This is a genomic window from Coleofasciculus sp. A1-SPW-01 (assembly GCF_040217205.1).
Taxonomy (GTDB): Bacteria; Cyanobacteriota; Cyanobacteriia; order Cyanobacteriales; family Coleofasciculaceae; genus Coleofasciculus; species Coleofasciculus chthonoplastes_A.
In genome coordinates this window covers 41,475-56,750 of record NZ_JAVJNP010000007.1, presented here as the reverse complement: position 1 = coordinate 56,750, position 15,276 = coordinate 41,475, and the positions used below count along the sequence as shown (strand labels likewise).

At 44.7% G+C, this 15,276-nt stretch carries 13 protein-coding genes; 7 read left to right on the top strand and 6 right to left on the bottom strand.

All coding sequences use genetic code 11. The annotated features are described in order from the left end of the window. Window positions 1–256: 256 nt before the first annotated feature. Entirely contained in the window at window positions 257–2,974 is a 2,718-nt protein-coding gene (locus tag RH949_RS01060; protein ID WP_446351662.1) for a WG repeat-containing protein, read from the bottom strand. Between the two features lie 252 nt (window positions 2,975–3,226). Here RH949_RS01060 and RH949_RS01055 point away from each other — a divergent pair, with 252 nt between their 5' ends. Next, window positions 3,227–3,640, top strand: a complete 414-nt coding sequence (locus RH949_RS01055) for a hypothetical protein (protein WP_006099842.1) — start codon at window positions 3,227–3,229, stop codon at window positions 3,638–3,640. Window positions 3,641–3,753: 113 nt separating this feature from the next. Here RH949_RS01055 and RH949_RS01050 read toward each other — a convergent pair whose 3' ends face one another. The 5 genes from RH949_RS01050 to RH949_RS01030 form a co-directional block, all read right to left on the bottom strand. Further along, window positions 3,754–3,984 (bottom strand): hypothetical protein, encoded by a 231-nt coding sequence (locus RH949_RS01050; protein WP_006099621.1) that lies wholly within the window; start codon window positions 3,982–3,984, stop codon window positions 3,754–3,756. A gap of 71 nt (window positions 3,985–4,055) precedes the next feature. Then, window positions 4,056–4,973 carry a tetratricopeptide repeat protein gene (locus tag RH949_RS01045; RefSeq protein WP_006099614.1) on the bottom strand — a complete coding sequence of 306 codons (918 nt, stop codon included), beginning with the start codon at window positions 4,971–4,973 and terminating at the stop codon, window positions 4,056–4,058. Window positions 4,974–5,579: 606 nt separating this feature from the next. Continuing rightward, entirely contained in the window at window positions 5,580–6,908 is a 1,329-nt protein-coding gene (locus tag RH949_RS01040) for a DUF1822 family protein (protein ID WP_446351661.1), read from the bottom strand. Next, window positions 6,905–8,314 (bottom strand): hypothetical protein, encoded by a 1,410-nt coding sequence (locus RH949_RS01035; protein WP_446351660.1) that lies wholly within the window; start codon window positions 8,312–8,314, stop codon window positions 6,905–6,907. Before RH949_RS01035 ends, RH949_RS01040 begins: the two co-directional genes overlap by 4 nt. A 167-nt stretch (window positions 8,315–8,481) precedes the next feature. Further along, a complete protein-coding gene (locus tag RH949_RS01030) occupies window positions 8,482–8,751 on the bottom strand; it encodes a hypothetical protein (protein ID WP_446351659.1) in 270 nt (89 codons plus the stop codon). Between the two features lie 484 nt (window positions 8,752–9,235). Here RH949_RS01030 and RH949_RS01025 point away from each other — a divergent pair, with 484 nt between their 5' ends. From RH949_RS01025 to RH949_RS01000, 6 genes are all read left to right on the top strand, one after another. Continuing rightward, window positions 9,236–10,681, top strand: coding sequence for an AAA family ATPase (locus tag RH949_RS01025; protein ID WP_446351658.1), 1,446 nt, complete (start codon window positions 9,236–9,238; stop codon window positions 10,679–10,681). A 5-nt stretch (window positions 10,682–10,686) separates the two neighbouring features. Then, window positions 10,687–12,006 carry a hypothetical protein gene (locus RH949_RS01020; protein WP_446351657.1) on the top strand — a complete coding sequence of 440 codons (1,320 nt, stop codon included), beginning with the start codon at window positions 10,687–10,689 and terminating at the stop codon, window positions 12,004–12,006. A gap of 107 nt (window positions 12,007–12,113) precedes the next feature. Next, window positions 12,114–12,560 (top strand): ElyC/SanA/YdcF family protein, encoded by a 447-nt coding sequence (locus tag RH949_RS01015; RefSeq protein ID WP_446351656.1) that lies wholly within the window; start codon window positions 12,114–12,116, stop codon window positions 12,558–12,560. Window positions 12,561–12,725: 165 nt separating this feature from the next. Next, window positions 12,726–12,887, top strand: coding sequence for a rubredoxin (rd, locus tag RH949_RS01010; protein WP_006099872.1), 162 nt, complete (start codon window positions 12,726–12,728; stop codon window positions 12,885–12,887). 26 nt (window positions 12,888–12,913) lie between these two features. Then, on the top strand, window positions 12,914–14,137 hold the full coding sequence (locus RH949_RS01005; RefSeq protein ID WP_446351655.1) for an NAD(P)/FAD-dependent oxidoreductase: 1,224 nt from the start codon (window positions 12,914–12,916) through the stop codon (window positions 14,135–14,137). A gap of 207 nt (window positions 14,138–14,344) precedes the next feature. Further along, on the top strand, window positions 14,345–14,731 hold the full coding sequence (locus tag RH949_RS01000; RefSeq protein ID WP_446351654.1) for a hypothetical protein: 387 nt from the start codon (window positions 14,345–14,347) through the stop codon (window positions 14,729–14,731). Window positions 14,732–15,276 lie beyond the last annotated feature (545 nt).

The window sequence follows — 15,276 nt, the reverse complement described above, 5'->3', positions numbered from 1 at the left end:
AACGAAAAATAGGGCGTTTCGGCTTTTAGAAGTTAGTTTGACCGAACCGAATTCTGTACGGTTTTTCCCCCTTGTCTTCTTTCCTTCCTTGTCCCCTTGTCTTGTCTCCACCCTTAAATAAAAAACCTACACCTGTCAGAATGAGGGGGGTAGGGGGGAACGAGGGGGGTGGGAGAAGGGGTTAGGGGATGAGGGTGAAACGCTTGTCAGTATTAGTTCTCACCTTAAGTTGACACCAATGCACGTCGGTGCGCCCCTACAATTTGTCAAAGAGATTGCGAATATAACCCCATCGTTTACCCATCTGAATGGGCGCTAATCCATCACTAAAAGACCTGACTTGATCAAATTCCGGTGAAATGACCCGATCGCCCTTTTTATTGATATACCCCCAAAACGATCCAATTTTGACGGCGGCTAATTCCTGGGAAAAGGGTTGCGCCGCATCAAATTGTGGCTCAATAACCAATTCTCCAGTAGGATTAATATAGCCCCAGCGATCGCGCAATTGCACAGGGGCAAGTCCTTGGGCAAATGAACCCGCCGCGTCAAAGTTCGCGGGAATCACCAGTTGACCGTTTGAGTCACAATATCCGTATTTACCTGCCAGTTGTACCGCCGCTAATCCTTCTGAGAACAACTCCGCCTGATCAAACTGAGTCGGAATTACCCATTTACCAATTTTATCGATATAACCCCATTGATCTTCTACCTTCACCGCCGCTAACCCCTCACTGAACCGAGTCGCCTGATCAAACTGAGGGGAAATTACCCATTGACCGGATAAATCGATATACCCATACCGACTACCAATTTTCACTCGCGCTAATCCTTCAGCAAACTGATCCGCCTGATCAAAGTCTAAACGAGTGATCAGGTGTCCGGTTTTGTCAATATAGCCCCACTTGTACCCCATTCGCACTCGCGCCCGTTCCTCCTGAAACGAATCCAGCCAATCAAATTCAGGCTGAGTGACAAGATTCCCAAAGCGGTCAATATAACGATATTCAGCCCCAACGCGGCGATGGGTAAATCCTTGTGCCTTTACTTGTGCAGTGTTGAAGGGAACGGATTGAGCATAGACGTGCGATCGCAAGGCTTTGGCTAGGGTATCATTATCCTGGCGCAAGCCCTCGTAGAAAAATAACACCTCCCCGGCTAAACCGCGATCGCGATTGTACTCAATTACCTGGACTAAATCCTGGGAACTGATGCGATACGACCCACTTTTAATCAGGATTCCGGGTATCACCGTAGACAATTGTACTGGGTTTAATTGGTCATGCACCAACCGATCAACAAGCTGTTTATAACTAGCAAAATCCCGGCGATAGAATTGGGGATGTATCATATCCACCAATCCCTGATCCGCCCAGGCTTGGTTATCTTGTAAATACTCCTGGAATCCCCAAGGATAGGGACTCGGTGCGATAGAAATTACCAGTTCTGGATTAATCGTCACTACTTGTCGGTATAGACGAGTGAGGAAATCCGTTAGCAAATCCGCCCGCCATTGTAACCATTGGGAGTCTTTTGGGTTGTTAGGCGGTTCTTGGTTGAACTGCTGCACATAGCGTTGTACCGTTTGGGTATCATACCCCCCTTCTGAGGGTAGGGCGGGTAAGCGGTCATCTCCCTGGATTCCAGCAATATCGTAATTTCTAATAACTTCCAGGATAAGTCCCATAACAAAATCCTGCACCTGGGGGTCAAACGCATTTAGCCATTCAAAGTTATTTTTGGTGAGTAAATTCCCTTGGCTATCCCGCGCCGCCCAATCAGGTTTTTGGGCAAGTAAGCGTCCACCCTTTTGATTATAGGAACTGGCAAAGCCATATTCAAACCACGGAATTACGGCTAATCCCACGTTCTTAGCCGCTTGAATCAGTTCGGCGAGGGGATCTCGTCCCGTAAAGCGCGGGTCAATTTCCAGTCCCATGATATCTTGCATCAGGCGACTGGGATAAAGCGTCGCCCCATTATTCCAAACCACCGGAAAAACTACATTAAATCCAGTGTTGGCGAGGAAATCCATCGCCTCAGCTATGTTTTTTGAGGTATTAAAGACTTGGCTATCGGTAGTCGTTAGCCAAACGCCTCGGATTTCTAGTGAGGATAATTTTTGGGCGTTTGTAGTCAGCGCTTTAGCGCTTCTGGCACTAAAGTGCCTACTACGAACCCAGCTTAAGTTAACGACATTCTGCTGCAATCTGACTAATGCGATTCCTTCGGAAAAGGGTTCGGCTTCATTCAGTTGCGGATCAACAATAAATGTGCCAGTTTTATCAATATATCCCCATTTATCGCCTAGTTTGACCCTCGCCCGTTCTTGGCTAAAGGAATCCGCATCATCAAATAAAGGTTCAATCGCGATGATATCCCAACCCGGAATATACTGTCGGGGAACGCCAGGAAGTTTTAACGCCCGACTAATCAGTGCAGCCACTTCGCCTCGTGTCGCATTGCGATTCGGGTGTAGGCGTCTGACATCTGGATAGTTAACGACTAAAAACTGACGGGTTGCGGTTGCGATCGCGCCTCGTGCATAATTGGAAATAGCCGCCGCATCATCATAGTATTGTTGAAGAATTGAGTTAGGATTCGGGTCACGGTCATACTGTAACCCACTCACTAATGCTACCAGCGCTTGCACACGGGGAATGGGTTGATTGGGGCGAAAGGTTCCATTCGGATAACCGGAGAAAAATCCAGCACGGGTAACGGTTTGAATCGCGGAATTTGCCCAGTGATTGGCGGGTACATCGCGAAAGTTGATGGCATCGCGCACCGGGGTAACTTGGGGAAAAGCTTTATTTAAAATCGCCGCAAATTCAGCCCGGGTAACGGAGTTATTGGGGCGAAAGCTACCATCCGGATAACCACTGATAATTTGGCGGCTAAAAAGCTGGTGAATTGAGTCTTTTGCCCAATGGGTTTGGGTATCGGCAAAGCTGGAATCGGTGGAGATCGTCATTTGTCATTTGTTTTATGTCTTATGTGAATTATTCCCACTGTAGGGTTAAGGTATTATCGAGGTTCAATTTTACGCGATCGCGAAACTTTATTTCATTATACATTATAAAGAATCAGTTTTAAATTAGACGTACTATTGTCCATAATAACGTGTTTATTATTAACTCACTTTAAAGCGCGATCGCGAATGGCACGCTACACCAATGTTAAACTCAATCTAAGATAAAGAAAGTCGCGATCGCAATCCTAGTTCATGTCATTTACCTATTCTCCCGGAAACCTACCCTTTCAACGCCTGCGCGATGTGCGCGGGGCGCTGCTGCAACTGCATAAAGCCCTTCTCCACTCGGAACGCGATAGGTATGAACGGTTTCATGGGCGTATTCGTTCAAAAGGAGAGTTTTTCCAACTGGTTGTCCAAGATGAATGGTTTAGTTGGTTACGCCCTTTCTCTCAATTTATTGTCCAGATTGATGAAGCTTTGAGTGCCAAAGAACCGATAACGTTGCATCAGGCAAATGAGCTTTTAGACGAAGCCCGTTCTCTGGTTTCTCCTGATGAAGCGGGGACAAATCGAGAGCAACGTTACTATCAAGCAATTCAACGTGATCCCAATATTGCCCTGATGCATGCTGATGTGTCAAGACTGCTTTCAAAGAATAAGTAGGGCTTGCTGCACTACCCAGAAACCCTGAGCCATCAATACTTTGATGTCCAGCAAATCACTCCTAATAAAAATGTGCGGGCTTGGTAACCAAGCCCCTACGCCCCCTCACCCCCTCACAACCTATCTTGATAATAAATTTGGATTAAATTTTCCAATTTCTCATCAGGACAACATTCAATCAACGCTTCAAATACCTCTAGCAATTTAGCACCACTTTCTCCTAAGGTTGGACTCAATCCCCAAACATCCTGTACCCAGTCTTGAGGACGTTCATCGTCAAATACTAAACGTTCTAAGAGTTGCTTGGCTTCTGTTTTGGAAATCGGTTCTTTGTCATTTCTCATGGGTAATTAGTCATTCGGGACTTATAGTTGGGGACAGTTCCTCACAAACTGAAATGCATGTCACCCCTCAATTATTGGTCAAGCGTTTCCATTTGATAACGAATAGCTGCAATTCCTTGCTCATTTCCTAATTCTTCAAAAATCGTCAAGGCATTTTGATAAGACGTTTGCGCCATTTTATCTTTCTTTTGTTGACTGTAGATTATCCCCATATAGTATAAAGATAAAGCTTGCAACTCAGGGATATTTTCAGCGTTGAAAATATCTAAGGCTTGCTGGTGAAAGTCTAAAGCTTGGGTATAATCTTTTAAGTTTTGATGGGATAATCCTAGGTAATAAAGAACCTCTCCTTCTAATATATTTTCGTCCAAGTCCTGATAAATGCTTAACGCTTCTTTAAGGGAATCGATCGCTTGCTCATTTTGATCTTGAGCGAAATAAAGTTTGCCAATATTACCCAATACAATGCCTTCACTGCGACGATTATCCACTTCTCGGAAAAGTGCCAGTGACTTTTGGTGCAGATCCAGTGCTTGAGAATATTGTTCTAGACTTGAATAGACTGAACCCATATAATCGAGGATGATCGCTTCTTGGTAAGGATCATCGAAGGTTTTGGCTAGGCTTAAGGCTTGTTCGTAAGCGTTTAGTGCATCATCATACTGTTGACGATTTTCATAAATTAGACCCATCTGAGTCAAAGCTATGGTTTCTTCTACGGGGGCTTCGACTTGCTTAAACAAGTTTGATGCTTCCTCTAGTCGATTCAACGCCTCCTGCATTTGACCTTGCTGATACAGATCAATTCCTTCCTCTAGCAACTGTTGGGCTGCACCCAGTTGATTTTGAGGGATTTGGGCTTGTACCTGGGTTGATAGAGATAGGGACAGATTAGGGGATAGGGAAATCGGCGATAGTAATGTTAACAGCAGCGTCGCTGTTGCCAAGCTGAGAGAGTGAAGTTGTTGGGGTAGGGATAAATAGGTCATGAGGCTAAAATCGTAGTTTACAGGATCGAGCAGATTACACCATTAAAAAGCAGAAGGCAAAAGCAGAAGCAAAATTTCAAGCTACAGTCTCACCAACCGCCTTGGGTTAAAATCCAAGGAACCAAAAGTTTTATATTCTATTTTAATAGAAACCCCTTTTTTGCCCTGGCGACTAGAAGTCCTGGCGACTAGAAGTCGCAGCTACACAAACAAAGTCCGCCTGCGCGGACTAGCTTAGGGGCTGCTGAATAAGTGTTGTGGTGAGGGGGAGCGGGGGAAGCTGGGGAAGACTTCGGCGTGAGCGCGGACCCCTGAGCCTGTCGAAGTTCAGTCGAATGCTGGGGGAGCTGGGGGAGCAAGGGTACATTTTTCCTGAGCAAAGTGATGCCATACTTATGAAGGATGCTACCCGATTTCATTGAATCAAACTCTCTGTCAATAAAGCTCAAAGTATTGATGGTTAAGGATTTTGGCTTTGTGCAGCAAGCCCACTGACAAAGATGCAAGATATCAGTTTGAACCCGTTAAAACGGGTTTTAGCTTTTAGCCCGTAGACGCGGAGCGGCTTCTCTTCGAGTACTTTAGTTCAGGGCTTTAGTTCTAATTCTAGAGATTGAAGCCAAAGGGAGGCAGGATGTGTTCAATATCCGATCCTAAACGGATCGTGACGCCAAACGTCTCTTGCCATGTTCCCACTACACTGGTGAAGAAATAGGAACTATTCGCATCTAACTCTTGTTCGACTAAACTCTCGGTTTGGTCACTAATCTGTAATATTAGACCCTCTGGGAAACCCGTTGGCGACTCTGTGCCTAAAATTATCAGTAACGCCCATTCGGGGACGGTTGCAGATAAGAGGGGCCAGGTTATCGCATATAAGCGCAGGGGGATGTCTGCCACTTGGAGATTACGATAAGCTCCCTTGGCTTGAGGCGGAATTTGGACGTTATTATACTCCAGTTGTTGCACGATCGCATCCAATTCGGCGGTAGGCGATCGTCGCATGGCGGTAGCGGGGGTTAAACTAGGCAAAAGTTGCCAGGAGAGTTCTTGGGCGAGTTCGTCTAATTCATCCTGTAACCAGCGTCCCACATTAATTACGTTTCGGGTGATGCGGCTGAGTACATCAGACAGGTAGTTCCGGAGGGTGGGTTGGCTTTGAGGATCGGTTTGCAGTTGATACAGCCAAGTGCGTAACTCAGAACGGGTGAGTACGAGGGTGGCTTGTTCCCAGGTTAAATGATGCCAGAGTTGAGACGCCGGAGACTGGAGTTGGGGGAGTTTGATTTCCAGTTGCGATCGCGTCTGGGCAAGTTGCAGGCGGCGATCACTGGGAATGGGGGGGAGGGGAATGGCGCTGGGGGTTAAACAGCGTAATTCTAACAGGAGGTGACTGGGTTCGGTGTCGAAGCAATCGAGGGGGAATGAATAAGTCCAATCCTCCTCAGGGGTTAATCCTAGAGTATCCCGGTGTTCGATGAGTTGGGGATAGGAGACAAACCCTTTCACCACGGCGGTTTCCTCTTCCTCTTGTACGTCTACGATGACGTAGAAATGGGGGATAAATTCGGGAATATCGACAACGGTTCGGGGTAAGGATACTTGATCATCTGTTAGACTACCTTGGGCAATTAGACAGAGGGTAAACCCATTGACTTGAAGATGACAAACCGCTTCAATCAGATTCGCGGTTGCAGAGTCGAACAGGGACGTGCGATCGCGATTTACGGTTAAATCAGAACTCCGTTCGGCTAACCATGACTCAAAGCCAAATAAGGCTAAAGCATTGAGATAGGTTTGCCATTGGCGTTGTTCGTTAGCAATGGGTTGGGCGAGGTGAACGGCTTGTTCAATCGCATCGTCAGACAGGTGGATGGTTTCAATGGCGAAAGCGTCACCATCAAGCCCGGGTTGAGTGGTTGAGTAGAAAGTCATGATATATTACTCCTGTTATCTAGATAATGGCAGAGTCTTTTAGCAAAGAGGCTGCGGGTTTTTTGATGGCGTTCATGGGTAGCCGTACTCGCTTCTGTCGCCGCGTCTTCGATCACCTTAGTGACTTGTTCGGCGATCGCCTCTTGAATTTGGTGATGAACGGTTTGCAAGCGTTGGCGATTGGTATAGCGTTGGGCTTTCTCCAGGATGCGATCGCTTAAATAAACCAGTAATTCTCGTTGAATATCAGCACGAAAAGCTTTCAGTTTCAGTAAACGGCTGACTTGAAATTGTCCTTTATAGTTAAAGTTGCGGGCAATATCGGACATGGATTGTCCCTGACAGTGAAACAGATGCAACGCGGTGAGAAACTGTTGGGCTTTTTGGGAATCTCGGCGCTGTAACTTCCGAGTGCGATCGCCTGTGATTTGGGCAATGGCTTTATCTAAACCCTGAAGAAACTGTTGGCGATAGGCGGTTAAAAATTCGCTTTGTTGATCGGGTGTGGGTTCAGAATAGGGGACATCTAGGGGTTCATTTGGCGTTGCATCCAAGGATTCGCTTTTTAACTTCCCACCGCGTACATAAATTCGGTACTCACGCAGTCGAGAGGCGATGAGTTGCAGTTGGCGCAGGAGGGGTTCTGGGCGTAGGGGAGAGGAGAGGCGATGCGCCATTTGTTGTAATTGTTCGGGGGTGGGGGGGTGACATTTTCCTTTAACTCCAGCGAGACGTTGTTTTAGGCGTTGACTGCGGTAGACGGCGTGATAAGCATCGAGAAGGTGTTGGGCGCGTTGGATTTCCGATGGGGTTAAGTTGTGAAACTCGGTGAAAATCCGGTGGAGTTGTTTGGGTTTGGTATCATTTAAGATTGCCCAATCACTGACTAAATAAATCCCATGTTCGAGTAGAAACTGATTTAGGGGTTTATGGTGTTTCACCCGACGGGTTGTCCAAGTGGCGAGGCTGCTTTGTTCGGGGTCAAAACTGTGTAAGATTTCATCCAGGAAGGATTGGTAGGTGGGAGAATGGCGGCGAGGTTTACCGATTTCTTCGTCTAAGACAAAGGGTAATAAATCGTTACTGGTAAAGCCATGTTCCGCACCAAACCGACTGGCTAACCCCCGACAAACAGCGTCAATTTGCTGTGACATAAAGCATTTGAGACAAAGTTGAGCCATACTACTCTGATCAGCTTCCTGCATCCAGTACCAGAGTTGACGCTGAACCTGGGTATCAGAGACTTGCGTCTCTGGGGTAAAATCAGGGAATGATTCCAGGAAAAATGCCTTTGCTGTGGTAATTTCCCGGACTTGGCGTTTCCCGGCTGCATCAATCGCGATCGCACTCCAATATCGGGAAGCTGTGTTAGTGGGGATTTTTACGGCGCTCAAATGGTTGCTCATCACTCGTGTATCAGGGGCTACGTGGGCGGGGGTATCGTCTCAAGGGTTGTACCTCCATAGTTTAAGATTGATTGGCGAGAATCAAGGGTTGTTCAGTCGGATCTAACTCTGAGCGGCTGGAACTTATGCAGAACAATTTTCGTAGAGCCATCCTCGGCGCTAAACCGTTAATTGTTGGAATTAAAAGCACGCACAAAGGCTGCGATCGCGTCTCTACCCCAAGGTGTCAACTTACCCTGAGTCGATCCCAGTGTTTCCCCAGGATTTGATTGTTGGCGTAACATCACCGGACGCAAGACCCAGAGTAAAATAGCGATACTCAGAATAATCGCCGTAGGATTATTGCTTTGTAAGGATTTACATAAATTAAGTGACAGACCTAGCCAGACTAGGCTAGGATTACGGTCATAGCAAAATACAGCGCCCTGAGCTTCCACCTCTGAGCGCTAATATTTAGCTGTGTTGAATTCAAAATCTAACTATGCTTGAGCCGCTTGTGCTAGAGCCTTCGCAACACTTTCTGGAGGCTCTACTGATATTCATTTACCTGGTTGAGCGTACCTTGCGGTACTGGGACAACAATCCAAGGAGTTTAAGGTTCGCTGATACAGCAGCTTGCTCCTTTAGCGGATTGTATTGTCTGGTTTGCCTCGCTCAACTTGCCTTGATCAGCTCTTAGTAGTTACCCACTACATTAAGCTTTCGGTTCTCGTCAGAGCTAAGTCTTTAAGACTTGGCTCTTTTTTCTGCTGGACTGAGCTTCTAGCTAGATTGGGATGTCGGTGTACAAGTAGGACTTCCTCACTTTTACAGAATGCCTGCTCAGATCAGGTTTATGGGTATCACTTTCGGCTCATTCTCGGAGCTAAACTAGAAGTGAGCCAAAACTAAGCCTAAATATTAACTTATATAGGGTAAAATATGGCGGTTACTCTCAGAGCATCTAAACAGGGAGTGGAAAGAGTTGATCACGAAAGACGAAAGAAAGGCTGGGCAGCAACAGCCGCCGCTTGGTATCAAGATGCCAATACGACACAAGCAACCCTGAAGCGGTTTAGGCGGGGATTACCCATTCAGCAAGATGCCTTTATCGGAATTTGTCAGGCTGTCGGGATAAAGAATTGGCAAGAAATAGTGGATGATAGTCCACCGTCGCCGACAGATTCCAGACCCGAGTTTTTTGCTTATAACGAAGCCTGGGTAGGTCGAGAACAGTTAGTTACTGAACTGAGTGAGAAGCTGCGAGGGAGGTGTCGGCTCTTGCTGCTGGTTGGTATCACGGGAATTGGTAAAACCGCCTTGGCTGAACGCTTGGCGGTAGAACTGCAAGACTGGTTTCAGGGGGATTGGCAGAATAACCTGCGGAGAGCTAATTTTGATTATCAAGACAAAACCACGGATTTTGCCAGTGTCGCCGCCAGATGGTTGGAAGAGTGGGGAGAAAGACTCTCAGCAGAAGAGAAACAGCCAGAACGATTGCTGTCCAGGTTAATCAAACACCTGCACAAGAATCAGGTGCTGGTGCTGATTGATTCTCTGGAAAGACTGTTGACAGGAAATGAAGAAGAAGGTTGGGGGAATTTTGCTGATGAGTGGTGGCTCAAATTCTTTTTGAGCTTGTTGTCAGCCGAATCTTGCCAAAGTCGGTTAATTGTTACCTCACAAGATTTACCCATTAAGTTGGTAGATTCCCGTTACAGTAATTTTTGGCATCGTCAAATCGTGTATGGACTAGATGAATCAGAACAGGTGGCATTATTTGAGAAAACAGGGTTAGATATCAGGGATGGTTCGACTGATAAATCTCTACTGTTGCGAATTGGTAAAGTATACAGGGGTCATCCTCTAGTTTTGCGGGTAATTATTGGGGAAATTAACAGTGAGCCTTTCTTTGGAAATGTTCAGGCATACTGGGAGGATTGCGGCGACAAGATAGAAGAAGTAGAAAATGCTTTGGCTGAGGCTGAGGCAGGAAAAAACTTGGGTGAACAGGACAATTGGAAATTACATACACTAACGAAGGAACTGCGAATACAAGTAAATAAACGGCTTGAAGCCACTTTTGACCGATTAAAAAGAGATGGATTTGATGCTTATATATTACTTTGTGCTGCTTCAGTGTATCGCTATCCAGAAAAAGATGAGTATTGGTTGAAGCATTTGGTGCAGTGGGTGAGGCGTTTAGAAAATCAAGAATGTAGCGAAGAAAGGCAAAATAATGCTTTAGATAAATTGAGCAATTGTTGTTTAGTAGAGGAATCAATCAACCACAATAACAGACGTACTTTAGGACAACATGATCTGATTCGCAGTGTGGCAATCGCTCATCGAAGAAGGTTATTGGAAAGCTTTAAGAATGGGGTGTAGTTAAGATGGAAAATAACTTTAAAGAACCTGGTAAATTACTTTGGACTGAGTGGGGTATTAATCTAAATGAAGTTCCGTTTGAACAGCTTGATCATTATATAGCCGTAGAAAACTATCTTATGAATGATGACGAGCCACCATCTGATGCTACTGATTTACAGAAATTAGAACGTTATACAAAATCATTACATCACTTATGTGAAAGCAAAGACTGGAATCGAGTACAGTCTATTCTTACCGTACCGATTAGTATCAACACAACAACAGTTAGCTTTGCATTGCCCTTGTGGGACTATCTAATGTTCAAGGGTATTTCACCTAAGGTATTGGAACTTACTAGCGAAATTATCAATTCATTCCAGGATACTGGAACCGATCTGAGTTACATCAGAATATTAAAAGCTAAAGCATTGGGAAAAACGGGCAACTTACCTGAAGCTAGTCGTATTTATGAAGAGTTATGTTTAAACTCATCTCCCAACTCAGAAATCTATATAGAAGCCAAGGCACATTTAGCTATATCTCAAGTTCAGAGAGAACTTTACCAAGAAGGTATCCCAAATCTTGAGTGTTCCTTACGATTGATTGAAAGTTTTTTAGAATCTGGTGCTAACTTAGGATCAAAGGCAAAGTTTTTGGAATTAAAAACAGATATATTATCAAATTTTGCTTATCATCAAATGAATTTAGATAAACTTGAAGAGGCAAGGATACAATATTCGCAAGTTTTGCAAATCTTAGAAGAAAATAGGATGTTTCATAAACTCATTAATCCTTTAGTTCATCAAGGGATCATTGAAAGGAAAGAATTCCGGATTAATGAGTCAATAGCCACCTTAGAAAAAGCTAGAGCTAAAGCCATAGAGATTCAGGATAAACCAGCATTAACTTGGATTGATCATCACTTAGCCTGGGCTTTTCGGATGAATAAAAACTATAAACAGGCAGAAAAACTTGGAAGACTAGCTCTAGATGGATATAAACAAATGGAAGATCAAAGAGGAATAACTGATTCCTACGAGCTACTAGGATTTATTTTTCTAGATAAAGGAGAAAATCATAAAGCGATTGAAGATTTCGACAGAGCATTGAACTGGAGAAAGGATAATATGAGTTGGGAGCAAAGTATAGCAACCTGTACAATGGGTCTAGCCATTTCTTATTGGCGTCAACGCCAGTTTTTTAAGTTCATCAAAACACTACTTGAAGGCTTGAATTTATATCGTCAAGCAGGAGTATTGAATTGGTCTAGAATTTCCAGATTATTTAAGTTCACTCGTGTGTTCCGTCATCTGTTGCTTAGAGATAATAAAAAATCAATATAATTTTTAGCTTTTTTTATCAGGATAGAATTAATATCATGAAAGTGGGTATTGTCTGCGGTTATGGGAGTCATTTAGACAATCAATTAAAGCGGTACGTGAATTAGGTCATGGAATACGCATTAAAAAATGGAATAAACAATTTAATTTTCAGTGGTGGCTATACATTTAAAGACTCAACTACCTCTGAAGCTATGTTAATGTCCTCCTTAATCGATCAGCCAACCCCAACTATAAATATAGTATTAGAACAAAGAGCGCTGACAACCCTGCATAATTTACTTTATGCCAAAGAAGTAATTGAATCTCTTAACTTCGATCAATATGAACTGTATATCTTTTGCGATCAAGTCAGATTTTTTAAGGTTTACATTTTGTCAAAGCTTATTTTTAACGAAAGTAAGGTAAATCTAATTAAGTTTAGAAGGCAAGAAAGAGTTATTGCATACATTATGCAAATACCATCTATTTTGTATCAAAGTTTAGGGGCTGTTTCACCGGGATGGGAAAAGAAACTATCAATAGCAAAACAAAAATGGATTAATAAATATAGATAAGTAGGTAGGTAAATTTCACAAACCCTTTTTTTGCTTTGGCGATTAAAATCGCCTCTTCAAAAGGCTAGGTGGCTGGGAAGATGAACTATAGCTAGCCTGAATAAGTTGTGCAATACGGTGTACGATAAACTGTACGACTGAATCAAATAATAGGAGAAGACAACGATGAAAAAATATGTTTGCACCGTTTGCAACTACGAATATGATCCCGAAAAAGGTGATCCCGATGGCGGTATCGAACCCGGAACCGCTTTTGAGGATATCCCTGATGACTGGGTATGTCCCGTCTGTGGGGCGGCTAAATCAGATTTTGAACCCTTAGAATAATCATAACCCTGAGTAATGCAAGCACCTTGTCTCTTAAAATTGTCGTTATCGGTGGGGGTGCGGCTGGTTTTTTCGGCGCGATCGCATCTGCATCCGCTCATCCTCACACCCAAGTCATCCTGCTGGAAGCCTCGAAAACGCCTTTAACTAAGGTGCGGATTTCTGGTGGGGGGCGCTGTAATGTCACCCATGCGTGTTTTGACCCCGCCCTTTTGGTACAAGCCTATCCCAGGGGGGGGAAAGCCTTGCGCGGGGCGTTTACGCGGTTTCAACCCAAAGACACGATCGCCTGGTTTGAAGCCCAGGGGGTACACCTGAAAACCGAAGCGGATGGGCGAATGTTCCCGGTTACGGATACGTCGCAAACCATTGTGGATTGTCTCATCCATGCAGCTATAAACGCAGGGGTTCAGATTCGCACCGCGACTCCGGTTAAATCAATTCGCCTCACCTCTGGGTTTCAACTCCAGTTAAAAACCGGGGAAATAATCGAGTGCGATCGCGTGCTTTTGGCGACGGGAAGTAATCCCCTTGGTTATCGCTTTGCTAAGGATTTAGGTCATTCTATCCAATCCCCGGTTCCCTCTTTATTTACGTTTACGATATCAGACCCACGCTTACAGGATTTAGCTGGAGTTAGTGTAAATGATGTTCATATAAAACTACCAGAAGCCGGGAAAACTGTCAAGGAACAAACCGGACCCTTACTGATTACCCATTGGGGATTAAGTGGTCCAGCTGTCCTTAAACTGTCGGCTTGGGCGGCTCGATTTTTCCACGATTGTCACTACCAAACTCCTTTAGTGATTAATTGGCTTCCTCAATATACTCAAGACTATCTACGCCAGCTATTACTATCGGTTAAATCTCAACTTCCGCACCGTCATATCAGCACAAGTTGCCCAATTCCGATTCCAAAACGGTTATGGCAGAGTTTAATTAGCTATGTTGGTATTGACCAAAATCGGCGCTGGGCAGAACTCTCGAAAAAAGCGCTGAATCAATTGGTACAAGAACTGAATCAGGGACATTATTTGATTCAAGGGAAGGGTGTTTTTAAGGAAGAATTTGTTACCTGTGGCGGGATAAATTTAAAAGAAGTGAACTTTAAAACCATGGAAAGTCGCTGCTGTCCGGGGCTTTACTTTGCGGGTGAAATCCTGGATATTGATGGAATTACGGGCGGATTTAATTTTCAGAATGCTTGGACAACGGCTTGGTTAGCGGGTCAAGCAATGGGCAAAATGTAGGGGCGGGTTTAGGCACAATTGTAGGGGCGGGTTTAGGACCTAAATTAGATATTTACCGATAACTGAACAACAAAACCCGCCCTCCCCACCGATAACTGAACAACAAAGATTGCAAGGCTAGCGCCCCTCAAGGTTTGCAAGCACTAATGTTTATAAAAAAACGCTATAATAGGTAATCTATGTCTTCAAACTTGTGAGGATAGAAGTATGTATAAAATCCTAATAGTTTCTGCCCTAACTTTGATAACATTTGCCGGGAATGCCGTCAATGGTATAGCCCAGACATCGCCGCGATCGCCTGCATCATCTCCAGAAATAGATCCCGGATATTACATTGACCTGAATCGAGCGAAAAATCTAGCCCGACAAGCGGCTGAACAGATTAATGGTGGATTGAGGCAATATCGGGCTGAAGCGGCGATGCATGGTCCGGTACAAGATGCACCTTATACAGAGAACAACGATAATACCATAACATTTACCTTTAAAGGACGCCCTCCTGGTGCGACAATGTACACCGTAGAAACCAGCGTCACTGTCAATCAAACCAATGGCAGGGTAACGGTTAACTATAATAGACCGATTAGAAATTAGTTCATGAACCCCGCCCTACTTCGTGAGGACGGCTGCGATTCGTTGGTCTGAAACTCAGGCATAAGGTCTGAGGGAATGACCGCCTGGTTCTACTGAACCTGGACAACTTGATAGTCATGCAAGTGAGGGAAGTATCCTAGAAACCCAAGTCTTGCCCCACAGGTGCAAGTGGTGACAGCGTGTCCCCCACATTCAAGATTAGCAACCTTGAATGCCCAATGTAGCGGGGAAACATGGCGGTAAACTAGCAGCCTAAGCTGGTATCCCGTCTAGCAAGAACCCATGAGCAAAGCACTCGCTTGAAGGTACGCTCGAACTATCGTGAACGAAAACCAGCTAAATAGGCTGATAAGCTGGAGCCAAAAGGCAAAGGATTAGGGGCTGGCAATTCCATCCTTGACCAGTATGCACCCCCAATAAACCCGGTAGACAGTACCACTCTAAAGGTTTTAAACAAATGACTATCAGGAACGAAGTAACCTCCTGTCTGTTCTCAGAAATGGTCGATATCTGAGTAGGTAGCTAACCGTATACAGGCAGGTAGG